This is a genomic window from Brevibacillus sp. 1238 (genome assembly GCF_029892995.1).
Lineage (GTDB): Bacteria > Bacillota > Bacilli > Brevibacillales > Brevibacillaceae > Brevibacillus > Brevibacillus parabrevis.
Map to the genome: position 1 here is coordinate 61,995 of NZ_JARXWC010000004.1, position 24,510 is coordinate 86,504.

Below are 24,510 nucleotides of genomic sequence, written 5' to 3' on the forward strand. Positions count from 1 at the left end.
TTCCGTTTATTTTGCTGCCAGGTCTAATTCTGCTGCCGCCGAAATGTATGCAATGGTGCATCGGCTATCCATTTTTGCATACTTACTGACGAACGGGCGTAAGCATTTTCCGCGCTGTTTGGGAAGAAAGGTGGTGACATTTGCTTTTTCCGGAAAAATATCGCGGCGTTTTTCGGACACAAAAAAGACTGCCAAGCCATTTGGCAGCCGCTGTCTTCTGTATTTTACTTGTGCACGTTTTGTATGAAACTATTGTCACTCGTTTTGTTTGTGCAGCTTTTGCTTGAAAAGCCATCCGGGCCTTTATTGATAGATCCGCTGAACCCTAAGGTGTATTTTTATGATGAAAAAGAGGCACACATTCAGAAGTTATTCTCACGAGTGAAAGGTAGGGGCGCACTTCATTTTCCAGAGAGGATGTTTTCTTAGATAACACGACACAGTCGATACGAGAAACGAATCACTTTGCTCTTTTCGTGACAATCCATTCTTGATTGTCCTCGTCCAATTTAAATTCAGCAAGAATTAGCTTTCCTTCTCCTTCTTCTTGCAAATATGCCATTTTTCCAAGTGTAAGATCCTCGTTAAGCAAGAGTACGGGTATTGTATCTCCTACTTGAATAATGGGATCCAAGATTTTTTCCTGAACATCAATAAATGACGTCGCTACTTTTTCAGAGTATTTTTCTTCTAACTGCTCTTCAATCAAATTGCTGTGCAGATACGAGACATAGGTCCACTCGTTCCCCTGAGCATCTTTTACTGTATCCAGTACGGGAAGCTCAGAAGCACTTCCTCCCTTGAACGTATTATTGTTCAATTGTACGCCCAGCTTCTCTAACGTCATGCTTTGATACTTTTGCGATGAATCAGTCAACTGCTGAACTTCTTTGTCAGCTAACACACTCTGGCCAACAACAGCCATGACAGCGAGCCCAACGCATACAGGTATTAATTTCTTCAACATATGATTACCCCACCTTTATTTTTTCCAAACCTTGCCAGTCGTCTTGGATATATAGGAATTATCCAGCGTGTATGCCTTGTGAACTGTTTTCACTTCAGCTTCCTTTGTACCTGGCCCTGTATAGTACGATGTTTGTGCCCATGCACCTTCGCCGGAGGAATCTTTTTTAGTCTTATCGGTAATAAATGTTCCGTTTTTGTAAAATTTGGAAGTTGTGCTTACGCCTTTTAAATCTGGCCCCTCGCCTTTTGTGTAACCGCTTAGAAACACATTTCCCGGTTCGGCTTTCTGGTCAACCGCGTATGAGTAGTAATCCTCAAACCCCCAAACATAGTCTGGTCTAGCAAAAGTAGTTCCGCCACCAACAACCAATCCGCTTGCAATTGTGAACAAAAAAACAAATCCACTTATTTTCCTCACAACAAAATCACCTCCGTAATAAGCAATATCATTACACAAATGCGCTAGATTGTCAAATATTGGTAATTCATTTACTTTTCTATCTCAAGCGAAATCACCCCACATATATAGGCGGGAAAATAGCTTCATCTATTGATCTGCACACCAAAACTGTGTACATAACCGTTTGTATCCTTGATTAGCCACAAGTTTTCCGAATCCCCAGTCGAACCGAGCGTTTTGTTGAGCGCAAGCGGTCACATCCCATTTCATGGAAAACGTCGAGCCGTTGTTCACAAAAAAAGACTGCCAAACGAATTTGGCAGCCGCTGTCTTCTGGATGTGCTTGTGCAAGTTTTGCTTGAATCCCACGCGAGCCTTTATTGATTCACAGGCAGCAAAGGCAGACGAATATGGCTCGGATGCCGTTCATCATGGTAAATGTGCTGCGTGGCGACCACCGTCTCGGTTTCCGTCGCCAGGTTCCCTCCCGTGTTTGGATTCGGGAACGAGAAGTTTTCCGCACCGGACGTGACCGCGACCCGGATTCTGTGGCCCTTTTGAAAAACGTTGGCGATTTTGCCCATGCGGATTTCGTAGCGTTCGATCTGTCCCGGTTCGAGCAGCTGCGGCTCGGAAAACGAATGGCGGTAGCGGGCGCAAATGATTCCATCCGACAGGCGAATCGAGTTGCCCGCTTCGTCCACGTCGCTCAGTCGCACGAGCCAATCCGTATCGCGGGCCGAGCTGGCTGCGTACAGGACGGCAGAGATTTCCCCGGCAATGGCGACCGCTTCCTGCAAAGGCTCCGATGTGTAGACAAGCACGTCTTGACGTTTCTCTACCTCGGCGTAGTTTTCCGGCACGCAGTTTTCGTTCTCGGACAAATCAAGCAAGTACGGCGCGGCATCTAGCGGATCGAACAAGTACGTATCCGCTGGCTGCTCACCGGGAGTCGCAAGCGTCAGGGCACCATCTCCCGCACTCGTATTCGCCTGTCCATGGCTGCTCAAATAAAACGCCGTTTGCTGCGCCTCTGCTGGCGGCCACGCCGAGGACGTCTTCCATTCGTTTTCGCCAACCATGTAATACTGGACGCGCGGCTCGTGTTCCACGCCGTTTTCGATGCCTTTCAAATAGCGGTCAAACCAGCGCAGCTGCGTCACGTCCAGATCGTAGCGAATCGCGTTGTTTCCAAATGGCACGTGGTGAATCTCGCGCGTCGTATTGGCTTTGTGGTACCACGGGCCGAGAATCATCCGGGTGTGCTCTGGCATGTTCTGGGACACGACCTCCCACGCCTCGCTTGTGCCCATTCCGTTGTCGTCGTACCAGCCGGATACGAGAAACGCAGGCACTTTTACTTGATCGGCAAACTGCTTCCAGTCGGAACGCGCCCAAAAATCGTCGCCATCGGGATGCTCCATCCATTTTGTCCAGAACGGGATTTCTTTCCCGAGCACTTTTTGCGGAATTTCCTTGATCGGGCGGACTTTCAGCACTTCGCTCCAGTCATCCCGGCTGAGGGCAGCGACATTTCGGCGCTTTTCGGCCATCATGAAAATCCACGATAGCCCCGTGAGAATCGTCCCGCCTTTTCGCGGAATGTCGATGTACGGCGTGCCGACGGTTACGTAGCTGAAAATCGCCTTCAAGTGCGGGTTGCCGCTCGCTGCTGCCGCCCATTGCACATAGCCTACGTACGAACCTCCGAGCATGCCGACTGCCCCGTCCGACCATGGCTGCTCCGCGATCCAGTTGAGCGTGTCGTCTCCGTCTTCGCGCTCATGCACCAGCGGAATCCATTCGCCCTCGGAGTCTTCCCGCCCTCGCGTGTCCTGTACGACCAATGCGTAGCCGCGCGCGACGAATGGCAGACGGCGAAAAATCGCGTCCATCCGTCCGTATGGCGTCCGCAGCAAAATGGTCGGCACCCGTTCGCCCGGCTGCAATCCGGCTGGAATCCACACTTCTGTCGCCAGCTTGATGCCATCGCGCATGGCTACGTCGTGCCTGCCCAGATGCTTGACGCCGTAGCGCGCGGCAGAAAGCTGCGCATCTTGCCACAGCACAAGCGGCGTCATGCTTTCCCAGCCTTCCTGCACGAGTACCACACTGTCTCCCCTGCCCGTCAAGACGAATGCGATGACCTCGTTGTCGCACACGATCAGGTCGATCGGCATCGCTCCGCCGCGCAGCGCCCACACCCACGCCTGCTTGTGCTCCCGCCCGCCAGAGAGCGTCCCTTCGACTCGCTCATGCCGCTGGTAGCAGCCGCCACCAGGCGGATGCATCTCCTCGACAGCCGACCAGTCGAGCGCATTCCACTCGCCAAGCCTGCGGCTCAGCTCGTACACAGGCAGTTCGTAGACCGCTTTGTCTTCGGCGAGCAGTTCGAAGCTTCTCTCTGCCTTTTCTTCCGACTCCCAACCTGTAGGCCGATGCCACACTCGCTCTTTTCCCAAAAGCAAATCAGCGATGTGAACGCCTGATTGATAATAGCCAAAAACTTGTCCAGACGGTTGCTTGTTCTCCATCGTAGCTCTCCTCTTTTCTACAAAACGGAATTTATCTCCACGCTTTCTGATAGACGCGCAAATAGTTTTTGCCGAGAATGTCCTCAATCTCTTCGTCCTTGTAGCCCCTGATCATCAGCTCGCGCGTAATCAGCGGAATCGACGCGTGGCCTTTTACGACATCAAAAGGCATCTCTGTCGTTTTCGCGATGCGGTCGAGCGGAATGTACTTGGTCAAATCGTCGCACAGGTCAAGTCCGATGCCGATATGCTTGCTGCCGACGAGCTTCTTCATATGGTCGACGTGGTCGATCAGCCGCTCAAGCGTCGCTTCGGCTCCGCTGTTTGCCGTAAACATGCTGAACGCATTCAAGCCGATCAACCCGCCCTTTTCGGCAATCGCCGTGATCTGTTCGTCCGTCAGGTTGCGCATGGTCGGCACCAGGCTGCGGCAGTTGGAATGAGAAGCAATGATCGGCTTGCGGGCCACTTCGATCACGTCCCAAAATCCTTCGTCGTTCAAATGGCTGACGTCGATGAGGACGCCCAAGCGCTCCGCCTCTTCAATCAGGGCAACGCCAAAGTCGGTCAGACCGCCTTTTCTCCCTTCACGCACAGGGGCAAAAAAGCTGCCATCTGCGGCAAAATTTCGCCGACTCCAGGTAAGCCCCATCATCCGTACGCCCAGCTCGTAAAAAATGCGCAGCATGCTCAGATCGTTGTACAGCGGCTCGGCGCCCTCCAGGGAGAGAACAAACGAAACTTTTCCTTCCTGCCTTGCCGCGAGCAAGTCTTGTCCGTTTTTGGCGATGACCAAATAGTCCGGAGATTCCGCCACTTCCGCGTGCAAGGCACTCACCTGATTGAGCGCTTTGCGCAACGCCATTTCCGGCACAAACGCATCTTCCACAAAGACGGCCGCCACGACGGAATGCACCCCGCCTGCCTGAAACCGCGGCAAGTATTCTGTCTCGATCAGCTTCGTCCGGCCGTAGCCGCGCTGAATTTCTACATCCATCAGCAAGTCAAAATGTCCGTCCAGCACATGGACGCCATCGTGAAAGCTGCGTGCCTGCTGCAAAGTCGCATCTGCCATTCCCGCTCATCTCCCGTCTTTTTTGTCCAAATAGTTGTAGATCGTGTACTTGGTGACATCCAGCAAATCCGCCACGTGCTGCACGGCTCCCTTGATCAAAAACAGCCCTACTTCGTCGAGCAAATGGATGAATTGAATCTTCTCTTCCTTTTGCATCAGGGCAATCGGTTTTCCGGTCTTTTTCAGGCAATCGTCGATCATTTGCTCCATCAGACTGGTGACCGTCGGCGCGAACTTTTCCGCGGCCCGCCCTTCCTCGGCTTTGTCCGCGAACGCCATCATGTCGTTTAAGGCCGCCTGCGCGATGGCAATGTGCGTCAAGTCCATATTCAGGCACAGGCTGCCGATAATTTGCCCGGTTTCGTCCTTGATGTACAGCGAGCTGGACTTGATCTGCTTTCCCTTGATCGTGTCGTTGCGGTAGTTGAGATCGTAGTCCTCCTGGCTCGTCTTGGCTGTGCGCAAAGCTTGCAGCGCCAGATTGGTGACCGGGGAGCCGACCTCCCTCCCGCTGACATGACCGTTGTAGATCGCAATGATCGAAGAAGATATGTCTGTCAAATCGTGCAGCACGACTTCACAATGCTGCCCCAACGTCTTCGCCAAGCCTTCCGCGACAGGAATATAGCTGGCTAAAATCGGATGAATGTGTCTCGTCATGAACAGAGCCTCGTTTCTTTCTGCTGTGTTGCTTGTGTCAGCTGACTTCGACAATCAGCTCAATCTCTATCGGATTATTGAAAGGAAGCACAGAAGTTCCGGCAGCTGCCCGCGCATGCTGGCCTGCCTCGCCCAACACTTCGATGAAAAAATCGGACGCGCCATTAATCACTTGCGGCTGCTCGTAAAAATCCGGAGCGCTACTCACCAGCGCAAACAGCTTGACGATCCGCGTGATCCGGTCCAGATCGCCCAGCTCGGATTTGAGCAAGGCGAGCAAATTGAGCGCCGTAATTTTCGCGGCTTCATATCCTTGCTCGATCGTCACGTCTGTTCCCAGTCTGCCCAAATAAAGCGGCTTGCCGTCCACGTAGCACCCCGCTCCCGAGGTGTACACCAGATTGCCCGTCTGCACACACGAGACGTAATTCGCCATCCGCGGTGGCGGTGGCGGCAATGTGTAGCCCAATTCCTTCAACCGCTGTTCGATCCTCGACATGTCCTCACCCCTTGAATGAATGAAAAGTCAGCAAGACCTGTTGCTGCTTTAACCATACTATTCTGACCACTTTGATTTCAACAATTTTTTAGAAGTTGATTAATTTTTTAAAAGAAAGACACAAAAAACAGCCAGACACACTTTTTTCCAAGCGTGTCCGGCTCGCAAGTCGTCGTATCGTGAAAATCAGTCAATAGCGCAGCTGCATCAGGATGCTTCTGATCTCTTCGTCATTCATCATCAGGTCGTAGTGCTTCCTGCTGATTTTCGCCAGCGCGAGATCGTGGTAGAAAAATTCCGTAAACACTTTGACAAAAGGCTTCGCCATCGTCTTGATCGCTTGCCAGGACTGGTTTTCCTCACAGGCAAAAATCACTTCGCGCTCGTCGATGATCAACAGGCGAAACCGCTCCAATGTATGATGCTCGTCCGCCGGAATCAAGGTGTGCACCTTGGCAATGTTCGGCTTCAGCGATCCGACGACAAGCACTTCTACGTCCACGCCCTCTGCTTCCTTTTCCTCCAGGATCGGCAAATACTCGACGAGATCGTCTTTCCATGCCGAGATGCGGATCGAGCTTTTCGCTTCTTTGATGAGTTGCTTGCTCTGCACCCGAATCGAGCTGTCGACTTTCAGGCTCCAGACGAGATCCTCGGAGTAAGCTTTTTTCCTGGACTGAATTTTCAATTGCTTGATGTTGTCCTGAAATTCTGCTGTCAGCTTTTCAATCGCAAGCGCAAGAGGCAGTGCGCTGTACAGCTTTTTCTTTTCGGAAACCGAATCGAGCACCATGCCTTTTTCAATCATGCGCGACAGCACTTCGTATATTTTCGCCTTGGGCACGCCGGAAATTCGGACGATTTTCGTGGCGTCAAGCGGCTCCTCGCTCGAAACCAGCGCTTCAAAAACTTTGCTTTCATACTGCGAAAAACCAAATTTTTGTAACATGCTTCCTCCTGCCCGTATCATCTGGTTATTTATTTCCTATGATAAAGCATAGAAGCAAGCAAATCCAATGATCGTCCCTGAATTGACAGGCGCTTGGCTTCCATGTAATCTGTAACAGGCCATAAGTTACTCCATAGGTAGTAACTAAAATTCACAATCGTTGCACTTCTCTTGCAAAGCGTTTGGAACGCCGCTTGTGAAAGGGACATGCACCTCGGGCAGCATGAGAGACTAGGTAGTAATGGGAGGCAGAAAGTAGCAATGAATGTCGTTTTTTTGTTCACAGGATTTTTGTTCGTAGCAGGCTTGGGCTATGCGTTCAGCCACAATCGCAAAGCGATCCGGCTTCGGCCGATCATCGCCATGATGATCGCCCAGCTGGTGTTGGCCTTCCTCTTGCTGAATACCGGCGTCGGGATTGAGCTGATTTTGTTTATCTCCAAAGTGTTTGATACGCTGATGAAGCTCGGTATCAGCGGAGTCGACTTCGTCTTCGGGGGACTGGAAAACGCCGGAATGTCCACGTTCTTTCTCGATGTGCTGCTCCCGATCATTTTCATCTCGGTATTGATCGGGATTTTGAACCACTTTAAAATCTTGCCGCTGTTGATCCGCTTCACAGGATTTGTCCTCAGCAAGCTGAACGGCATGGGCCGACTGGAAAACTACATCGCTGTTTCCTCGGCTTTTCTCGGACAATCGGAAGTGTTTTTGACGACGAAAAAGCAGCTCGGCCTCGTGTCCAGCAAACGGCTCTATACGCTGTGCACCTCTGCCATGAGCGCGGTGAGCATCGCCATCGTCGGCGCCTACATGACCATGCTGGAACCGAAATACGTCGTCGTCGCCATCGTCGTCAACATTTTGTCGGCGCTGATTGTCGCCAATATTATCAACCCGTACACTTTGACGAAAGAGGAAGATTTGATCGAGCCAGTGGAGGAAACCGAAAAACCTGCGTTCTTCCAGATGATCAGCGAAAGCATTGTCGACGGCCTGAAAATCGCGGTCATCGTCGGCGCGATGCTGATTGGCTTCATCGCCCTGATGAATCTGGTCAACGAGCTGTTCTTGCTCATCTTCCGGATTTCTTTCCAGGAAGTTCTCGGCTACATATTCGCTCCGGTTGCTTTTTTGATGGGCGTTCCCCAGGCGGAGATCGTTTCGGCGGGAAGCATCATGGCGACCAAAATCGTGACCAACGAGTTCGTCGCGATGCTGAACTTCAAGGAAATCGCCAGCAGCCTGTCGCCCAAAACGGTTGGCATCGTCTCGGTCTTTCTCGTCAGCTTCGCCAACTTCGGCTCTATCGGCATCATCACCGGATCGGTGCGGGCACTCAACGAAAAGCAGGGCGACCTCGTAGCCAAGTTCGGCTTGAAGCTTTTGCTCGGCTCGACGCTGGCATCTGTGTTGTCGGCAACGATCATTGGTGTTTTTCTGTAAGTAATCACTGTTTGGCTACGAAAAAACAGGCAGCCCCGAAGTGACCTCGAAAAGTTAGACACATCTAACAATCGGAGTTCCGTTCAGGCATATGCCTGTTTTTTGCTGTCAGCGGGTGAGACAAGCAGGCTGTACCGGAATGGCGGCGGATAGGCGGACAGACGCAGCTCCAAGCTCATCACCGTATCGGGTACATGCCAAAAAGACAGGCAGCCCGCCCGGCATGCCTATCTTTCGCTCGCCTATTTTTCTCCCTCTGCTTTGTCGGAAGCTTTCGTCAATTGACGCAAGGCGTAGCTCATTCTCACGACCTTGCCTTCCCGATCGCGGAAAAAGTCGATCCAGACGGTGGAATCCCGCCTTTTGAAAACGAAGCTGTCCTTGTCAACCGGAGTGAGCGGATAAGCAAGACCGTCCACCAAAAGTTGCAGCTTCCCTTCCCGCTCCTCGATCACGGTGTTCAGCCATTCCGCAGATCGATAGTTCCCGATGTACTCGGACAGCTGCTCGCTTGCCAGTTCATACGGGGCATACGTGTACAGCGGCGCCGCTGGCGGTCTTTGCGCAAGCGTATTCAAGAGCGCCACGACCAGTTCGCGGACAGATACGCCATCGAGGTTGGCCAGCACCACTCCAGTCAGTTCCATCGACGGAACGGAAAAAATGTGCGAGCTGATCCCTTTGAGCGAACCACCGTGCTCCAGCATCAAGCCTTCGGGAAAAGCCGGAGATACCATCAAACCGTAGCCGTAAGAGCGGTGCCCATCACAGCGGGCGTGTGGCGCGAGCATTTGCCGGATACTGTCCGAAGACAAAATGTTCGCACGATTGTCCTCGGCATCCGGGCGAAAAATTTGCAGGTAACGCAGCAAATCGTTTACGGTCGATTTGAGAAAGCCTGCGGCGCGCATGGCGGGAGCGTCATGCCAGTACGGGGCAGCGATCACCTCGTTGTTTCCGTCGACTTTTTTGTTCGTGTACAAAACGGTCACGTCGTCCTTGTCCGCAAGCTCCTCCACGGCAAAAACCGTCCGCTGCATGCCAAGCGGCTGCAAAATGTGCTGCTTCACATACTGCTCGTAAGTCTGGCCGCTCGTCCGCTCGATGATCGCCCCGAGCAAGCCGTAAGCGTCGTTGTTGTAGCTGAACGCTTCTCCCGGTTCGCTGAGCGGCTTTCCTTCAAACCCGGCGATCGCTTGCAATACTTCTTCATACGTATCCAGATAGGGCACGGTCTTCAGCTCTTCTTCCGCTTCTGTCCCGATGATCGCAGGGTCTTGCTCCATGCTGCGCTTCATCGCTCCGTCCAAATAAGGCATCGGCGCCATCCCAGGCGTGTGCGTCATGAAATGGTGGATGGTAATTCGCTTGGTCAACTCGTCATCGCCCGTGCGAAACTCCGGCAAATAGCGGATGACCGGATCGTGGACGGACAGTTTGCCTGCCTCTTGCAACTGCATGATCGCCACACACGTAAACGACTTCGTAATCGAGGCGATGCCAAACACGGTATCGAGCGAAAGCGGCAGCTGTTCCTCCCTGTTGCGGTAGCCGAACGTCTTTTGGTACAACAGCTTTCCTCCGCGCGCGACCCCGATTGCCGCCCCTGGCGCCTGCGCTTCTTCAAGCAACAGCCTGGCGTACTCCTCAAACATTTTCATCTGTTCGTCCACTTTTCATCTGCCTCCCAGCGCCTGGTCGTAAATCGCCCGTGCGATGCGGGCAATCGCCAGCTCTGCCGCCGGCTTTTCCGTCACAGCCCGCGACAATACCGTAATCGCGATTGCTCCTTTATCCTCAGGCAAGTAAATGATTCCCGCGTCATTGACCACCGCATTGACTGTTCCGGTTTTGTGTGCGACCTTCGTTCCTTCCGGCAGCAAATACGGCAGGCGGCTGTTGAACTGTTGGCGGCGCAAAATGTCCAGCATGAGCTCACAGGAGGCAGGCGTCAAAATTTCTTTTCGTGCGATCATCGCAAGCAAGCGGTTGAGGTCGCGCGGCGTAGCCACGTTGTTGTCCCGCGTCGGCAGGGAGACATCGTGAACGATTTCATAATCGCCTGTCTCTTCCCGGCGCTCGTATTCGTCGTAGCCAGCTGCAGACGGAGCAGGCTCATTCATCCCGACACAGTGGTTGAGCAATTGCCAGCAAGTGTGCCGCAAATGAATCTGTTCCAGCCCCAGCTCATGCATATGGGCCTCTACCTTGTCGATGCCGCCGATCAGCTCGATGACCAGATCTGTCGCGTAGTTGTCGCTGACAATCGTCATCAAGGTCGCCAAGTCTTTTACGGTCAGGGCTGCGCCTGCGTCCAGCTCCTGCAAAATGCCCGAGCCTGGCACGCGGTTTTCTTTTTGCGAGGCGATCCGCTGGTCGAGCGCGACCCGTCCCGCTTCGACTTCGCGCATCAAGGTGACGAGAATCGGGATTTTGAATGCGCTCGCCAGCTGAAACAGCTCGTCATCCAGATGCCCGGCCTCCTCTTTCGTCTCCACGTGCAATGCCGCTACCCCAAACACTCCTGGCGCATCCTTGAGCGCTTCATCCAATGCCTGTTGCCAAGCCATAAGCATGCCTCCTCCTTTTTATGGAAACAGCCAACACACATGCATGCGGGTGTCGGCCATCTCTGTCTGTCCTATTGCTCTTTGTAGCCCCATTTGAAGTCGATGTAGCCTAGCGGGTCCACCGTGATGCCTTTGACCTTGTCGTTTTGTACCCAGGAGTTGACGCTGCTGTACACGCCCGTGACTGGCATTTCTTCCATCAAAATGCTCTCCGCCTCGACCAAATATTGATTGCGCTTCGCTTCATCCGGCTCGGCGTACGCCTTTTTCACCAGCTCTACGTAGCGCTCGTTGTGCCAAAAGGTCGAGTTGTTGGAGCTGTACTTTTCCATCATCAGCTCCAAAAAGTTGACGGAGTCGTTGTAGTCGCCTGTCCAGCCTGTGCGGGAAATCATGTATTTGCCGTGCTCCTGATCGTCGAACATGACCTTCAACTCTTTGTTGAGCAGCTTGACGTCCACGCCGAGCACCTGCTTCCATTGGGCTTGCAGTGCTTCGGCAATCTTTTTGTTGAGGTCGGATGTGTTGTACAAATATGTGATCTCTGGCAGCTTGGCGAGGTTCAGTTCCCGCATGCCTTCTGCCAATAACTGTTTCGCCGTCTCCCCGTCATTATCCTTGAAGTAGCCGTCCGGTTTCAGCGAGGCGGAGAGCGGCACAAAGCCCATCAACGGCGTCTGTCCGGCCTGGCCGATGTTGTCGGCAATATCTTTTCGGTTGATCGCGTAGGCAAACGCCTTGCGAATCTTGGCGTTCGTGAACGGCGGCTTTTCAGTCTGGAACAGCAAGTAGTAGTTGGTGGCGCGTTCCATCGTTTGCAGCTTGCCTTCATCGCGCAACGGTCCGATGGCGTCCGCAGGCAATCCGCTGATCGGGCCGCCCGCCCAGTCCAGCTCCCCGCTATTGAACAGCTCCAGCTCTGTATTCGTATCTTCAATCATGGAAAACTCGATTTCGTCCAGCTTCACGACATCCTTGTCCCAATACTGGTCGTTTTTCGCCAGCTCGATCTTGTTTTTATGCTCCCAGTTCGCCAGCTTGAACGGCCCGTTCGTGACGATGGTTTCCGGCTTTTTCGCCCAGTCGGGATTGGCCTCGACGACTTTCTGGTTGACCGGATAGTAAAAGGTGGCGAGCGTCAGAAAATACGGCGTCGGATTTTCCAGAGTGACTTGCAATGTCTTTTCATCCAGCACCTTGATGCCTACGTCCTCCGCCTTTGCCTTTCCTTCGAAAAAAGCGCGGGCGTTTTTGATCGGATAGTATTTGTAAGCGGAGCCACTCGCCGTCTTCGGGTTGAGCACGCGCAGCCAGGCGAAGGCAAAGTCGTTCGCTGTCACCGGATCGCCGTTGCTCCACTTGCTTGCGCGCAACGTGAATGTATACACTTTTTTGTCATCCGACAGCTTGATGTCCGAGGCGACGGAATTGACTGGCTTGCCATCCTTGTCCAGCCTGACGAGCGAGTCGTACAGCGAGCGGATAAAAGCGCCGGAGATCACGTCATTCGACATGCCGGAGTCCAACGTCTCCGGTTCTGAGGCGTTCATGTGCAAAATTTGGGTGGCGGCCGGCTGCGACGGCGTTGGCTGGGACTGTTGCGTGGAATCGGCAGCAGGTTGATTCGTGCTGGCACTGTTGCTGCAACCTGCGAACAATCCCGATAGCAAAACCAAGAGACTTGTAATGACGACTGGTCGTTTCATGCTTACCCCCATCTTTGTTCAATTCGCTTCTAACTTCTGTATAAATATTCTGCAAATTGTATGCCAGCTGTTTCTGCCAAGCTTGATCCGGCCTTTTTATTCACTGCTGCATACATGGGCCTTCGACTCATCCTGACAAAATGCTGCATAAAGCTGTCCAGCAGCAAAAAGATGGCTCACACGATCAGCCTGCCCATTTTTTCGCCTGATGAACACGCAAAAAAGAAGTATTCAACGTTGAATACTTCTATTCACTCACGAATATTCATTTTGCCTAGCCAATCGCTGGCTGATACATGGCGACGGCATCACACGATCTCCGGCAAAAAACGATCGGCACGTGCTTTTGCTTCGCCAGCTTTTTAATATTTTTGCTGAGACTGTGACTGACAAAGTTGATAAAGACGAGAACCAGCTCCGTATCGGCAGGAATCGTCGCCTTCACGTCCGACTTTTTTCGTCCAGATACGTGATATACATTCCGAAATCCTTTATCCTGCAACAAGCTCTCGATTTCTCCTACCCGATCTCCTCCAACTACAAGAACGCCTGCCATATGAAAGCTCCTCCTCTCTAATCTCCCATTCTCGTCTGTTTTGTCAGTCCGTCGCCTAGCCGTGCGTCCGATTCAACAACGGTCTGTTCTGAGTTGTCTGTCCTTCTTCTTTCTCTTTTTTGGCAGGGAGTCGGTATTTTTCCGTCCGCTCGATCTGAACCACCTGCGAATCGTGAACCACGATATGGATGGAACCAAATTCCAAACTGTCCAAGGCTCGCTCGATTTTCTCCCACAGTTGTTCATTCAGGGCATTCTCTTTCTTCGCCATTCGCTCACGCCTCCCTGGTTATGTTGTGAAAAACTAAATGTTTATTATTCATACCTATTTAGTATGTTTTATGGCCTAATGTTACCTCTCGAAAGCCTTCTGTTGTCCAACAGCGACGACACCGACTTTTCGAGAGGTCATGTCCTTTTGGAATGATAGCAGCGTTACCCTCCTCCTGTTCATATAGCGAAAGGCTCCCGACATGGTCTTGTCTGCGCGGGAGCTTTCGGAAGTCCGATCAGCTATTCACTAAAATCCGATGTATTTACTTATGATTAGAGATTATCACAGACCCATTCCATCGGTCAATGCCCCAATGTTCTGATTTCGTCTGCGCAAGCCAGATTAAATGTGCCGCCGTTCCGTAGCTTGCTGTACAAACTGTTTGTGCCGCTCACGCATCCTTTGCTCTGTCGCTTGATCCAGTCCCCAATTGCCAAGGTTGGAAGCTGGCCGCAGCGCTGCGTACAAATCCCAGTACGCCAAGTCCGTATAGTCGAGATCAGGCATCCTCTCCCGATAAAATGCTGTAAAGGTGTCCATCGCTTCGCTGCCAAACGCCCAAAGCAGCTCCAGCCGGGCATTGCCCACATCTGCGAGCGGATCGCCCACAGCCGCATCTTCCCAGTCGAGTACGGCAGTCAGACGGCCATCCAGCCACATTGTATTGCCTGGCCAAAAATCTCCGTGCAACAAGACATCGCGATTTTTTCGCGCCAAGGGCCAGACAGTGCCCAGCAGCTCGCGAATCAGCCCCTCGTCCAGCGAGTCGTCCAGCTTTTCCGGTGTTTTGCGAAGCGTATCCGCTACCCAATCGGTCTGACGCGGCAAAAAGGTACTGGCTTTTTGTTCAGGGTCGATCCGGTGGATACGGGCAAGCACCTCTGCCAGTTGGGACAAATAAGCGGACAGATTGGCTGGTTGGAAGTCTGTCTGTCCCTCGACGAATGTCGTGACAAGGCACGGCGAGACAAAAATAGTTGCCGATGCTTCCAGATGGAGCGGCTGCGGCGCAGGAATATGCGCTTCCTGCAACAGTTGCAGCAGCTTGTATTCGTCGGAGGCGATCTGTGGATTGCGCTCGCGATCTGCTGCGCCGTGTTGCCGAACAACCATTTTTTTGCGCGTCCCGTCCGCACACTCCAGCTCTAGCGCTGTCACCGTCGCCGAGACGCCGCCGACAAGCTCCCAGGCGCGAAGCAGCTTCCCGCAAGGTTCGATTTTTCCTGCCAGCTCTCCCCATTTGTCCAGCTTGTTTGCTTGAGTCATGTTTGTTCGTCCTCCTGTCCGCTCTTCCGAAAAAGAGCCATCTAGTGTCGCTGTCAATCAGTCTGGCCGTATCCGCCAGGCTACTTCCTGCTTGCGCTTTTGCAAAAGCTTGCGGCACGCCTCGGCCATCAGCGCTATTCCTTGCTCAATCTTGTCTGTGTCTGTCTGGATGATGCTAAGACGCAATCCGTTGTCCCGGCCAAAGCCTGGCAAATAGTTTTGGTCCGTCGAGCGCACAGAGACGTGCTGCTGGTGCAAAGCAGCGATCACGTCGTGGGCATCCAGCTCTTTTGGCAGAACGATTGTGGTAAAAATTCCGCCGTGGGCAGCCGGACACTGAACGCTTGGGTCCAGGTGGCGGCGGCAAGCTGCGGCAAGTGCATCCATCCTCGTCCGATAGCGCTCTCTGACCATCGCGGCATGATGATCGTACATCCCCGAGTTCAAATACAGCTCCAGAGCAGCCTGGGACAAAACGGACGTGCTGGAGTCCGCCGAAGCTTTATGCAGGCGAAATGTCTCCATGACCGCTGGCGGCAAGACGACAGCAGCCAGGCGCAGTCCGGGCAACATGATTTTGGAAAAGCTTTTCACGTAAATGACGTGCCCTGACAGATCGTAGCTGTAGAGCGGATCGGCCTTCGCGCTCGTCTCCATATCCGCCAAATAGTCATCCTCCACCACAAATACCCCGTAGCGCTCCGCCAGCCTGGCGATTTGCCTTTTCTCCTCGGCTCCGTAGCTTGTCCCTAGCGGATTGTGAAAGCGCGGCATCGTATAAAAAAATTTGATCGGCTTGCTGCGAAACTGCTGCTCCAGCTCGTCCAGATCGATGCCTGCCGTCGTCCGCCCGATGCCGTATGTCGTGACACCAAGCAGTTGCAAGGTGCGAACCATGCCGTGAAAAGTAGGCTGCTCGACCAGGACGGCGCTTTTTCCATTGGGAAAAGGCATGGACGACAAGAGGTGCAGCGCTTGCTGCGAGCCGGAAACGACGCAAATCATGGACGGCTGCGCGAAAACTTGCGAATGGGCCAGATGCTTCTCCAGCTCCCGGCGCAAAGAGTAAAAGCCTTGCGGATCGCAATAAGTGAACAGCTGATCCTCGTACAGCTCAATCGCCCGGTTCAGGCAATGCTGGAAGTCTTTATACGGCATGACTTCCGGGTCTGGACTGGCCGCGGAAAAATCGATTTGTCCCTGTCCCGCTCCCGTTCGCGTGACGGCCAGCGGGCGCAGCACCGCGTAATAGCCGCTTTTTTGCACTGCGTACACGAGATGCTCTTTTTCCAGCTCCTGATACGCCCGGATCGCTGTATTCGTACTGCAATTCCACCGCTCGGAGGCTGTACGGATCGACGGCAGCTTTTCTCCGGGGCGTATTTTGCCCGTCAGCAACTGTTGTTTGAGCTGTTGCTTGAGCGCCTCGTATTTTTTCTCCACCCTTGTCCACCCGCTCTCCATCTGTGTGGGTACAGATGCCCTTTTTCCTCGTTTCTCCCTGGTTGTTCCTTCAGTATAGTGAATCGTAAGTCAGTCAGTAAACAGGAGAAAGGATGAGCAACAGATGGAATGGAAACACCCCGAATCGCCTTACACAATCAGTGATGATCCGAAGCTGCTCGACGAAGAGCAAATTTTTGCCTGGCTGTCTACGACCTACTGGGCTGGCGAGCGTCCGAGAGAAATGATCGTCAAAGCCATTTCGCAATCGCTCTGTTTCGGAGTGTATCACGAGAGCGGACAGGCCGGGTTTGTCCGGGTCGTCACCGATTACGCGACTTTTTCTTGGGTGTGCGACGTCTTCATCGATCCCGCCCACCGTGGAAAAGGGCTGGGCAAATGGCTGATGGAGGTCATGGTGCAGCACCCGGCTATTCGCCATACAAACATGACGCTGGCAACGCGGGATGCCCATGGGCTGTACGAAAAATACGGCTTCGTCCGCAAAGAGATGATGCGTAGAATGGCAGAAGTACCGATGCCGCTCTCGTAATGGCAAAAGCATGTTCCGCCAACAAAAAAATCCGTGGGGATATGCTCCTCAACGGATTTTTGCCGTTTGCCTGACTTGACCGTCCCGTTCAATGCTTGCCCCGTACGAAATCCGGTTCAGCTTGTCGATCATGCGCTGCTTGCCTTGACTGTCCTGCTCGGCAGGCTGTCCATTCACGATTTTCACAGGAATGACGCGGGAGCTGGTTTCTTTCTCTTTAAAAGCAAGCTCTACCATCATCGCTTCGCGTCCTTTCGAATTGTACGAGGTCGTAAACACAAAGTTGCCGACGCTGTAGTAGATCGGGACTTGCTTGTAAAATTCGACGCCCATCACGGAATGGCTGTGTGAGCCGACGATCGCGTCCACGCCGCTGTCGATCAGCTTTTTCGCCAGCTCGCGCGCATACGGCTCAGGCGTGTCCTTGTACTCCAGGTTCCAGTGCATCACCGCAATCGTAATATCCGACTGGGCAACCGCCTGCTTCACATAGGACAGCATCGGTTCGTAGGAGTAGGCGTGAGCAAGTCCCGGCTTGTTTTTGCCCGCGTACCAGCGATAATTGGGCAGCACGTGGCTCAGGCCGATCACTGCCACTCGCTTGCCCTTGATCGTCTGGATCTGCGGCGCAAATGCTTCCGCTTCGTTTTTGCCTGCGCCCACGTAGCCGATTTGCTGCTTGTCCAAATGTCCGAATGTGTCCAGCAAAGCGTCTACGCCGTAATCGAGCGTGTGGTTGTTAGCCAGATTGACTACGTCGATGCCGGCATTTTTCAGTCCGTTCAGTGCGCTGGGCTGGGCGCGATACGTAAATTCTTTTTTCTCCGGCTTGCCGCGTGTGCTGACAGGCGTCTCCAGATTGGCGATGGCGAGATCAGCTTGTCGCAGAAACTCCCCTGTTTTTTGAAACGGATAGTCTACCCCGTGCCGTCCGATTTGCACCCCCACGCTTTTATCCAAAATGATGTCTCCCACAAACGCAATCCGGATTTCCTCCGCCGTCTCCTCTTGCTTCGCGTCCGCACCTGTCGCATGGATGGTCGGCGGACTTGCACTGCTGACCGCGAGCACCAACGCAGCAACGGCCACAGCAGCCGCACCGCTCCAACGAACAATCCCCATCCGCCTCACACGCCCTCTTGCTTTTTTATGCTCATTGTAGAAGGCTTGGGGCAAAAAGAGTGTTGAAGCGTGTCTTCGGACTTGCCATCATTTCTCGCCCTCATTTGACGAGACTTTTTTCCATGTCGAAGCGTGCTGTTTTCGCTAGTATAATAAGGACATACCTTTTACGCTGCAAAGAATGGAAAGGAGGAAAAATGGGTCAACCATCCGTTATGTTGAAAACGAAAACAGCGGTCCCTGCCTATCGCTTCGACAGTGTAAAGAGAAGTCATCTGCTGGAACAAATGAACAATGGGCTACAGTGCCGGCTCACGTTTGTAAACGCACCGGCGGGCTACGGAAAGACAACGCTGCTTTGCCAATGGGCGCACGATTTCAGCGGGCAGCTGGCGTGGCTTTCGCTCGATGAGAAAGACAACGATCTCGTCCGGTTTTGGCGCTATATCGTGCATATGCTGACAAATGCCTCTTCCCCGCATCTGGCGGAGAACATGGAAAACTCCATGAAGGCAACCTCTCATACTTCAATTTTTTCGTTTATAGACTCGCTGCTCAATGAGCTGGCGACAACGATTCACCAGCCGCTGGCGATCATTCTCGATGACTATCATGTGATTTCGGAAAGCGCGATCCACGACAGCCTCGCTTACTTTATTGAATATTTGCCAGGCAACTGCCATGTGTACATCGCCAGCCGCAGTGCCTTGCCCTTTTCAACGGCAAAATGGCGTCTTCGGAGCGAGCTTGTTCATCTGACGCCACAGCAGCTGTTGTTCGATCAAGCCGAGGCGTTCAGCTTTTGTCAGCAGGTGCATGGCTTGCTGCTTTCCGAGGAGCAAATCTCCAGTCTCGTCGCCAGCACAGAAGGCTGGGTCGCCGGGCTGCAACTCGCTGCGATTTCGCTTTCCACCTCCGGGAACCACGAACGGTTTTTTGCCAAATTTACGGGGGCACACCGCGACATCTCCGACTATTTGTTTCACGAAGTGCTGGTGCAGCTGCCCCAATCGACGCGCGATTTCCTGTTGCTGACCTCCGTGCTGTCGCGGCTGGACGCCCACGTATGCAACGCGCTGGTCGGCATGACGGGCAGTCAGCAAGTTTTGGCTGAGCTGTACAGACAAAATATATTTTTGTTTCCCCTCGACGACGATCAGACTTGGTATCGCTACCATCATTTGTTTGCCGATTTTTTGCGCAGCCAACTGGAGCTGACTTACCCTGGCAAAGCTTACGAGCTGCACAAGCTTGCCAGCGAGAGCTTTGCTGCGCGCGGATTTCTGGACGAAGCCATCGAGCATGCGATTTGCGCTTGCGATTACCCGCTCGCCGTGCAGTTGCTTGCGCAGCACTTCCCGACGTGGCTTTCGCGCGGCGAATTTTTCACCTTGCTGCGCGCGCTTACGAGCATCCCGGATCACGGGCAAAATATGCCGCCGCTGCTCAGGCTGCTCTACGTCTTTTTGCTAATCGCTTGCGATCAGACCAGTCTTGCCCAAGCCGAGCTTGACCTGCTGGAAAAAGACTGCCAGAGCATGCCCCCATCCGCGGAGCGCGAACAGTTTGCCAGCGGCCTGTTTTTTGTCCGGGCCAATCTCGTCTTTGCCAACGGCGATTTCGCAAGCTGGGTAGCCAGCTCGTCCCAATTGCAGGAGGACTTGCCGCAAAACCCGTTGTTTTATCATCTGAACTACAACACGACCGAGCCGTTCATCCGCAGGACGCGATTCGGCTTGAAAGGGATGCTGTCCGAGGAAACGGAGCTGGTCGGCAAGCAGTTTTCCGCTATTCTGGAGGCGCACGGCTGGCAGGACTCCTTGATCAACAAATACGTCGTCCAGGCGCTGGCGGAAGGGCTTTACGAGGAGAACAAGCTCGAAGAAAGCTTCGCGTTTTTGCAAAAAATCGCGCCTGTAGCGCTACAGCAAAAAATTCCCGGACTTTATGTTCCGTATGTACTGACTCATGCCCGGCATTTGCTGGCGAACCAGGCTTTCAAGGAAGCGCGAAGGCTTGTCCAGGAAGCGATGGAGATTGTCACGGGGTGGTCGCAGCTGTACTGGATCAGTCCGTTGCGCGCTTTTCAGGCGTACATCGCACTCAGGGAAGGAGATGTGGCCTGGGCCGAGGCAGAGCTTGCCAAGCTGCCCCGCTCCACTTTTCACAAACCCAGTATTCATAAAGAGCTGGAGCAGTTGGCCTATGTCCGGCTGCTGCTCGCCAAACAGCAAGAGGCAGATGCGCTCAAGATTCTTGCCCCTTTGAAGCAAATTGGCGTCAGGGAGGGACTGTTAGGCAGCCAGGTAGAAATCGCCAATCTGCAAGCGATGGCGCTCCAGCAGCAAGGCAACAAGCGCGAGGCGTTGGCACATCTGCACGAGGCCCTTGTCATCGGGGCGAAAAACTTGTATGTACGCAGTTTTTTGGACGAGGGGCTGGCTATGTACAGCTTGCTCAGCGCTTACCAGCAGCGGGAAAACTCCAGGACGGAGCAAGCTCCTCCGGTCATTTCTCCCGACTATGTGCAGCAGTTGCTTGAGCTTTTCCCGAAAAAGCGGGCAAGAGCGCATGGCAGCTCATTCTCGCCGCTTCCAGAGCCGTTGACAGGCAAGGAAATGATCATTTTGTCCATGCTCGGCCAAGGGGCGTCCAACAAGCAAATTGCCGAAGAGCTGGGCAACACGGTCGGTACGGTCAAAGTGTACCTGCACCGGATTTACGGGAAACTCGGTGTGGAAAACCGTACCCAAGCGCTGCTCCGGGCACAGGAAATCTCGCTTTTGGAGGCGCCGACAAGCACTATGTTATAAAGCTGAGCTTTAGGATGAGAAAAGGCTTCGCCACGGTTTTGTGGGCGGGGTCTTTTTTCTTTTGGGGATAGTCGGGAGTTTCAAGGAAATTACTGATTGCATGAAAGCCTGTTTGAGTGTCGCTTTGTCGGGTGCGGATGCGAGTGATCCAGCCATCCTCCGCCCCTTTCGCGAGCAGCCATAATCCAACGAGCAAAGCCGCGAGGGCGAGGTACCCCCGCTTGTGGTCAGCGCTCCGATCTGCAAGCCTTTATCTGCTGTGGCGAGCCAGCCATCCCGGCATGACTGCCGGAGACAAATACGCCATCATGACTTCCCGCCACAGCACAAACGATTTCGCCTTGCCTTGGGGCGATCCGTCCTCGTCTCAGCGACAGCCGCTGTCTTTGCCCGATGATTCACTCCCATGAATGAACTTCTTCCTTGTTTTTTGAATATATAATTAGGTTCCTAACTATATACCTGTGAAAATGGGCTAGTTTTCCTAGCCCGTCTTTACCTTTTCTTGCTGTTTGCTTGCACGTCTTTCTTTTCATCTGTCAGTGCCGAGATGCCTTCTGTCACGCGACCAAGCAGGGACAGAAATACGCTGCGCTCCTCCAGCGAAAGGGAACTGACCATCGCTTCCAGCCGCATGAAATGCTCAGGCGCCATGTCCTTCAGCTTGCTCCCACCCGCTTCGGTCAAAACAACCGCTTTTTGGCGTCCATCCTGCATGCTTTTTCACCGGGAGACGAGTCCATCGCGCTCCAGCACGTCAATCAGGCCCGTCACCGTAGCGCGGGTGACGCCGAGATTGTCTGCCAATTGCGAAGGCAGCAGCTCTCCGTCGTTGGTTTCCAGCTCCGCCAAAAGCCGATAGCGCCCGGTTGACAAGCCGAAGCGGCCAAAGTGAATCTCCGCTGCGCTGCCGAGTTTCGCTCCCGCCTCCATCAGTCGCGCGGCTACAAGAACTGCCTGTGCGTCTACGTCCAGACTGTAGCGCGCAAGCTGTCGCCTCGCCTGGTCAAGCGAAGGAGCAGAGTCGAAGTCATGCTTGTTTTTCGGTTCGTTGTTCATGCACGTAGTATGGTGCCTAACTACTTTTCGTGTCAACCAAATTTTCCAAACCCATTTTTCAGTAGACCAGACAGACTCGATCGGCTTATTTCGGTTGCATCCGAATCGCCCCGTCCAGCCGGATTGTCTCTCCATTCAGCATCGGGTTCGTAATGATGCTGTTCACCAGCTTGGCGTACTCGTCGGGCTGACCCAATCTCGGTGGAAAAGGCACGGTCGCTCCCAACACGTCTTTTACGGCGCGGGGCAGCTTGTCGTACATCGGCGTGTCAAACAAACCAGGAGCGATCGTCATCACCCTGATTCCATACGGAGCCAAGTCCCTCGCCAACGGCAAGGTCATGCCGACAATCCCGCCCTTTGCAGCGCTGTAAGCCACTTGTCCGACCTGCCCGTCAAAAGCAGCGATAGACGCTGTATTGACGATCACGCCGCGTTCGCCCGTTTTGGCTGGCTCGTTGCCCGCCATCTGCTCGACTGCCATTCGCACGACATTAAACGTGCCGATCAGGTTCACTTGCACGACTTTGCTGAATGTCTCCAAGGAATGAGGGCCGTTTCTGGACAGCGTCTTTTGCCCCAGAACCATTCCTGCGCAATTGACTGCGGCGTGAATCGTGCCGAAAGCTCCCGCCGTGCGCTCGATCGCCTCCCGCACGCTCGCTTCGCTCGTCACATCCGTCTGTACGAACAGGGCGTGATCGCGTCCCAGCTCATTTGCCAGGGCGTACCCCCGTTCGAGGTCCTGATCAAGAATGGCTACTCTTCCTCCGTGCTCTACCACATTCCTCACAGTGGCTTCCCCCAACCCGGAAGCTCCACCCGTTACAATGGCAACCACATCCCGAATGTCCACGCCATTCTCCCCCTTCCTGCAAATCGACATTCAGGATAAATAAATGCAAGTTGAGTACCAGCCGCGAAAAGCGCTGCCAGCCCTTGCTTCGGGTCACCGAAACTGTCCTTGTGTCCAAGCCGTTCGGACACTCGTGAGACAGTTTTCGTCCGATAAATGGACACGAACCGCCCGCTTCCTTTCGCACAGGCCAGCAGCTGTGGTCATTGGCGTGCAGCAAAGCGGCTGGGAAAAACACAAGCAGTCTTTCACGGTGTCGTCAAAGCCATTCAGAAAAAAGCTGAGGGAGTGTTGCCCATGCCCAAGCAACGCTTTGTCTGGCCTTATCTATTTGGGACACGCTCAGCGAAGTCAAATAAACAGGATGCACAAATAACCCCGCAAAAGGCGACTGCCCTTTCTTCGGGGTTTTGTTTGTTCTTGGCCAAAACAATGCCGTGACTCGGCTTCCAGCAGACTGTAGTTGGCGGGCACTGTCAAGCTGCCGAATTACGGCGCAATTTGCTCAACGAGATGAACGATGGCTTGCGCGACCTTTGCTTCGTAGCTCTCCTTGCGGCACAGTTCATCCCATAGTTGCTCATGCTCTTTTTCACCGGGCACATCAGCAGTTTTATGCTCTACCTGCCCGTCTCCGCCAGCCGCGGCGGCCACCTCGGCATTTAGCGCACGATTGCGGACCAGCTCGTGTACCATGAGCAAGCTCATCAGCTTGTCCATATTCGCCTGATGACGAATCAGGTGCGGCTCCATCCGTCTGGCCATCTCCCACAGCTTCTCTGTTTGATCTTGTGCGGTCAGCATTTCCCTCTCAAACCTCCACACGGAACATAACTAAACAACATTAATTATATCTAATTATAATCAAATATAGAAAGATAAGAAATCAATCCGCGCTATTTTCCTGGACAGGCTGACGGAGATGCTGTGTGGAATCAGGAGAAAGTAGTCCGACCCTATTTTGTTGTATGATGGGCATATGCACGAACTGCTCGTTGGCCGCAAAAGTGTGCCCAACGCTATTTTTTCAACCCGGGAGGAACTATGGATCGCATTCAATATTTGTCGCAGTTCAATTTGTTGCGTTCCCTTTCCAGCGAAGACCTGATCGAAATGGACGAGCTGACCTCGATTACGACTTTTCCGAAATATACATTCATTCAAACGCCCGACACGTTCACGGAAGGGCTATACTTTGTGAAGCGAGGGAAAGTTCGTTTGTATCGGCTCAATGAGGAAGGCAAGCAATTTACTTTGGATATTTTGCGCGAGGGGAACATCTTTGGCGAGATGGGGGATATTTCGCTAGGGACGCGCGGCCTGTTTATCGAGACGGTCGAGGAAAGCGATATTTGCGTGATGGACAAGGAGCGCTTCGAGAGTTATCTTCTTCGTCGGCCACGTTTCATGCTGAATATGATCAAAGTAATGAGTGAGCGCTTGTCGCACATGAGCAGTCTCGCGCAAAGCCTTGCTCTCGGAAAGCTGCACGACAAAATTATCCACGTTCTGGCGGAGCTTTCCGAACGGTTCGGGGTTCAGGATGATGGCGACGATTACAGCCGAATCGACATGCCCCTCTCCCATCAGGAAATTGCCCACCTGGTAGGAGCTTCAAGAGAAGCCGTGTCTGTAGCGTTGAAAGAGCTTGCGGAGGCGGGCATGCTCCGCACCGGGTTCCGTACAGTGACCGTCCACCGCGACATTCTCCGGGCGGCACAAAAACTCGCTCAGGACGACAGCTTGTGAACTGCATTACA

General features: G+C 53.3%; 23 protein-coding genes and 1 pseudogene. 5 read left to right on the forward strand and 19 right to left on the reverse strand.

Features of this window, described 5'->3' with window-relative positions; translation table 11 throughout:
• Positions 1-6: 6 nt before the first annotated feature.
• The 8 genes from M2298_RS11165 to M2298_RS11200 all read right to left on the reverse strand — a co-directional run bounded on the left by M2298_RS11165 (position 7) and on the right by M2298_RS11200 (position 7,086).
• Positions 7-180: a hypothetical protein gene (locus tag M2298_RS11165; RefSeq protein WP_280648520.1), complete on the reverse strand. Its 174-nt coding sequence runs from the start codon at positions 178-180 to the stop codon at positions 7-9.
• A 280-nt stretch (positions 181-460) separates the two neighbouring features.
• Positions 461-967: a hypothetical protein gene (locus tag M2298_RS11170; RefSeq protein WP_173597580.1), complete on the reverse strand. Its 507-nt coding sequence runs from the start codon at positions 965-967 to the stop codon at positions 461-463.
• A 15-nt stretch (positions 968-982) separates the two neighbouring features.
• Positions 983-1,387: a hypothetical protein gene (locus tag M2298_RS11175; protein WP_122964667.1), complete on the reverse strand. Its 405-nt coding sequence runs from the start codon at positions 1,385-1,387 to the stop codon at positions 983-985.
• Between the two features lie 359 nt (positions 1,388-1,746).
• A complete protein-coding gene (locus tag M2298_RS11180) occupies positions 1,747-3,903 on the reverse strand; it encodes a CocE/NonD family hydrolase (protein WP_274874262.1) in 2,157 nt (718 codons plus the stop codon).
• Between the two features lie 31 nt (positions 3,904-3,934).
• Positions 3,935-4,978: a dipeptidase gene (locus M2298_RS11185; RefSeq protein WP_274874263.1), complete on the reverse strand. Its 1,044-nt coding sequence runs from the start codon at positions 4,976-4,978 to the stop codon at positions 3,935-3,937.
• 6 nt (positions 4,979-4,984) lie between these two features.
• The gene (locus M2298_RS11190; protein ID WP_122964664.1) at positions 4,985-5,638 is read right to left on the reverse strand and encodes a helix-turn-helix transcriptional regulator; all 654 of its coding nucleotides are present in this window, start codon (positions 5,636-5,638) and stop codon (positions 4,985-4,987) included.
• Between the two features lie 37 nt (positions 5,639-5,675).
• A complete protein-coding gene (locus tag M2298_RS11195) occupies positions 5,676-6,137 on the reverse strand; it encodes a RidA family protein (RefSeq protein ID WP_122964663.1) in 462 nt (153 codons plus the stop codon).
• Positions 6,138-6,327: 190 nt separating this feature from the next.
• Positions 6,328-7,086 (reverse strand): TrmB family transcriptional regulator, encoded by a 759-nt coding sequence (locus M2298_RS11200; RefSeq protein ID WP_122964662.1) that lies wholly within the window; start codon positions 7,084-7,086, stop codon positions 6,328-6,330.
• Between the two features lie 261 nt (positions 7,087-7,347).
• Here M2298_RS11200 and M2298_RS11205 point away from each other — a divergent pair, with 261 nt between their 5' ends.
• Complete coding sequence (locus M2298_RS11205; RefSeq protein ID WP_122964661.1) at positions 7,348-8,532, forward strand: NupC/NupG family nucleoside CNT transporter; 1,185 nt, start codon at positions 7,348-7,350, stop codon at positions 8,530-8,532.
• A 242-nt stretch (positions 8,533-8,774) separates the two neighbouring features.
• On the opposite strand, the gene M2298_RS11210 is transcribed toward M2298_RS11205, so the two are convergent.
• The 7 genes from M2298_RS11210 to M2298_RS11240 form a co-directional block, all read right to left on the reverse strand.
• Complete coding sequence (locus M2298_RS11210) at positions 8,775-10,205, reverse strand: serine hydrolase (RefSeq protein ID WP_280648521.1); 1,431 nt, start codon at positions 10,203-10,205, stop codon at positions 8,775-8,777.
• Between the two features lie 3 nt (positions 10,206-10,208).
• Positions 10,209-11,102, reverse strand: coding sequence for a serine hydrolase (locus M2298_RS11215; protein ID WP_122964660.1), 894 nt, complete (start codon positions 11,100-11,102; stop codon positions 10,209-10,211).
• Between the two features lie 71 nt (positions 11,103-11,173).
• Positions 11,174-12,808 (reverse strand): peptide ABC transporter substrate-binding protein, encoded by a 1,635-nt coding sequence (locus M2298_RS11220; RefSeq protein WP_122964659.1) that lies wholly within the window; start codon positions 12,806-12,808, stop codon positions 11,174-11,176.
• Between the two features lie 274 nt (positions 12,809-13,082).
• Positions 13,083-13,364, reverse strand: coding sequence for a DUF2325 domain-containing protein (locus tag M2298_RS11225; protein ID WP_063229985.1), 282 nt, complete (start codon positions 13,362-13,364; stop codon positions 13,083-13,085).
• A 55-nt stretch (positions 13,365-13,419) separates the two neighbouring features.
• The gene (locus tag M2298_RS11230; RefSeq protein ID WP_063229984.1) at positions 13,420-13,635 is read right to left on the reverse strand and encodes a YezD family protein; all 216 of its coding nucleotides are present in this window, start codon (positions 13,633-13,635) and stop codon (positions 13,420-13,422) included.
• A gap of 345 nt (positions 13,636-13,980) precedes the next feature.
• Positions 13,981-14,904 carry a phosphotransferase family protein gene (locus M2298_RS11235; protein ID WP_280648522.1) on the reverse strand — a complete coding sequence of 308 codons (924 nt, stop codon included), beginning with the start codon at positions 14,902-14,904 and terminating at the stop codon, positions 13,981-13,983.
• Between the two features lie 57 nt (positions 14,905-14,961).
• Positions 14,962-16,347: an aminotransferase-like domain-containing protein gene (locus M2298_RS11240; protein ID WP_280648523.1), complete on the reverse strand. Its 1,386-nt coding sequence runs from the start codon at positions 16,345-16,347 to the stop codon at positions 14,962-14,964.
• A 124-nt stretch (positions 16,348-16,471) separates the two neighbouring features.
• Between M2298_RS11240 and M2298_RS11245 the strand changes: the two genes are divergently transcribed.
• Complete coding sequence (locus M2298_RS11245; protein WP_280648524.1) at positions 16,472-16,900, forward strand: GNAT family N-acetyltransferase; 429 nt, start codon at positions 16,472-16,474, stop codon at positions 16,898-16,900.
• A 48-nt stretch (positions 16,901-16,948) separates the two neighbouring features.
• Here the strand turns inward: M2298_RS11245 and M2298_RS11250 are convergent, their stop codons facing one another.
• A complete protein-coding gene (locus M2298_RS11250) occupies positions 16,949-18,022 on the reverse strand; it encodes a CapA family protein (RefSeq protein WP_122964655.1) in 1,074 nt (357 codons plus the stop codon).
• A gap of 197 nt (positions 18,023-18,219) precedes the next feature.
• Here M2298_RS11250 and M2298_RS11255 point away from each other — a divergent pair, with 197 nt between their 5' ends.
• Together M2298_RS11255 and M2298_RS11260 are read left to right on the forward strand one after the other, a co-directional pair.
• Positions 18,220-20,835, forward strand: coding sequence for a winged helix-turn-helix domain-containing protein (locus tag M2298_RS11255; RefSeq protein ID WP_280648525.1), 2,616 nt, complete (start codon positions 18,220-18,222; stop codon positions 20,833-20,835).
• Between the two features lie 221 nt (positions 20,836-21,056).
• A complete protein-coding gene (locus M2298_RS11260; RefSeq protein WP_173599230.1) occupies positions 21,057-21,245 on the forward strand; it encodes a hypothetical protein in 189 nt (62 codons plus the stop codon).
• 85 nt (positions 21,246-21,330) lie between these two features.
• Here M2298_RS11260 and M2298_RS11265 read toward each other — a convergent pair.
• The 3 genes and pseudogenes from M2298_RS11265 to M2298_RS11275 all read right to left on the reverse strand — a co-directional run bounded on the left by M2298_RS11265 (position 21,331) and on the right by M2298_RS11275 (position 23,554).
• Positions 21,331-21,894 (reverse strand): annotated as a pseudogene (locus M2298_RS11265) (MarR family winged helix-turn-helix transcriptional regulator).
• An 85-nt stretch (positions 21,895-21,979) separates the two neighbouring features.
• A complete protein-coding gene (locus M2298_RS11270; protein ID WP_122964652.1) occupies positions 21,980-22,750 on the reverse strand; it encodes a 3-hydroxyacyl-CoA dehydrogenase in 771 nt (256 codons plus the stop codon).
• Positions 22,751-23,239: 489 nt separating this feature from the next.
• On the reverse strand, positions 23,240-23,554 hold the full coding sequence (locus tag M2298_RS11275) for a hypothetical protein (protein WP_173599231.1): 315 nt from the start codon (positions 23,552-23,554) through the stop codon (positions 23,240-23,242).
• Positions 23,555-23,794: 240 nt separating this feature from the next.
• Between M2298_RS11275 and M2298_RS11280 the strand changes: the two genes are divergently transcribed.
• Entirely contained in the window at positions 23,795-24,499 is a 705-nt protein-coding gene (locus M2298_RS11280; protein ID WP_274874270.1) for a Crp/Fnr family transcriptional regulator, read from the forward strand.
• Positions 24,500-24,510 lie beyond the last annotated feature (11 nt).

What these genes read in the sequence shown, in the direction of transcription:
- M2298_RS11170 (WP_173597580.1), bottom strand. Translation starts at nt 967, where the DNA reads ATGTTGAAGAAATTAATACCTGTATGCGTTGGGCTCGCTGTCATGGCT.
- M2298_RS11180 (WP_274874262.1), bottom strand. Translation starts at nt 3,903, where the DNA reads ATGGAGAACAAGCAACCGTCTGGACAAGTTTTTGGCTATTATCAATCA.
- M2298_RS11185 (WP_274874263.1), bottom strand. Translation starts at nt 4,978, where the DNA reads ATGGCAGATGCGACTTTGCAGCAGGCACGCAGCTTTCACGATGGCGTC.
- M2298_RS11190 (WP_122964664.1), bottom strand. Translation starts at nt 5,638, where the DNA reads ATGACGAGACACATTCATCCGATTTTAGCCAGCTATATTCCTGTCGCG.
- M2298_RS11195 (WP_122964663.1), bottom strand. Translation starts at nt 6,137, where the DNA reads ATGTCGAGGATCGAACAGCGGTTGAAGGAATTGGGCTACACATTGCCG.
- M2298_RS11200 (WP_122964662.1), bottom strand. Translation starts at nt 7,086, where the DNA reads ATGTTACAAAAATTTGGTTTTTCGCAGTATGAAAGCAAAGTTTTTGAA.
- M2298_RS11205 (WP_122964661.1), top strand. Translation starts at nt 7,348, where the DNA reads ATGAATGTCGTTTTTTTGTTCACAGGATTTTTGTTCGTAGCAGGCTTG.
- M2298_RS11215 (WP_122964660.1), bottom strand. Translation starts at nt 11,102, where the DNA reads ATGGCTTGGCAACAGGCATTGGATGAAGCGCTCAAGGATGCGCCAGGA.
- M2298_RS11220 (WP_122964659.1), bottom strand. Translation starts at nt 12,808, where the DNA reads ATGAAACGACCAGTCGTCATTACAAGTCTCTTGGTTTTGCTATCGGGA.
- M2298_RS11225 (WP_063229985.1), bottom strand. Translation starts at nt 13,364, where the DNA reads ATGGCAGGCGTTCTTGTAGTTGGAGGAGATCGGGTAGGAGAAATCGAG.
- M2298_RS11230 (WP_063229984.1), bottom strand. Translation starts at nt 13,635, where the DNA reads ATGGCGAAGAAAGAGAATGCCCTGAATGAACAACTGTGGGAGAAAATC.
- M2298_RS11235 (WP_280648522.1), bottom strand. Translation starts at nt 14,904, where the DNA reads ATGACTCAAGCAAACAAGCTGGACAAATGGGGAGAGCTGGCAGGAAAA.
- M2298_RS11245 (WP_280648524.1), top strand. Translation starts at nt 16,472, where the DNA reads ATGGAATGGAAACACCCCGAATCGCCTTACACAATCAGTGATGATCCG.
- M2298_RS11250 (WP_122964655.1), bottom strand. Translation starts at nt 18,022, where the DNA reads ATGGGGATTGTTCGTTGGAGCGGTGCGGCTGCTGTGGCCGTTGCTGCG.
- M2298_RS11255 (WP_280648525.1), top strand. Translation starts at nt 18,220, where the DNA reads ATGGGTCAACCATCCGTTATGTTGAAAACGAAAACAGCGGTCCCTGCC.
- M2298_RS11275 (WP_173599231.1), bottom strand. Translation starts at nt 23,554, where the DNA reads ATGCTGACCGCACAAGATCAAACAGAGAAGCTGTGGGAGATGGCCAGA.
- M2298_RS11280 (WP_274874270.1), top strand. Translation starts at nt 23,795, where the DNA reads ATGGATCGCATTCAATATTTGTCGCAGTTCAATTTGTTGCGTTCCCTT.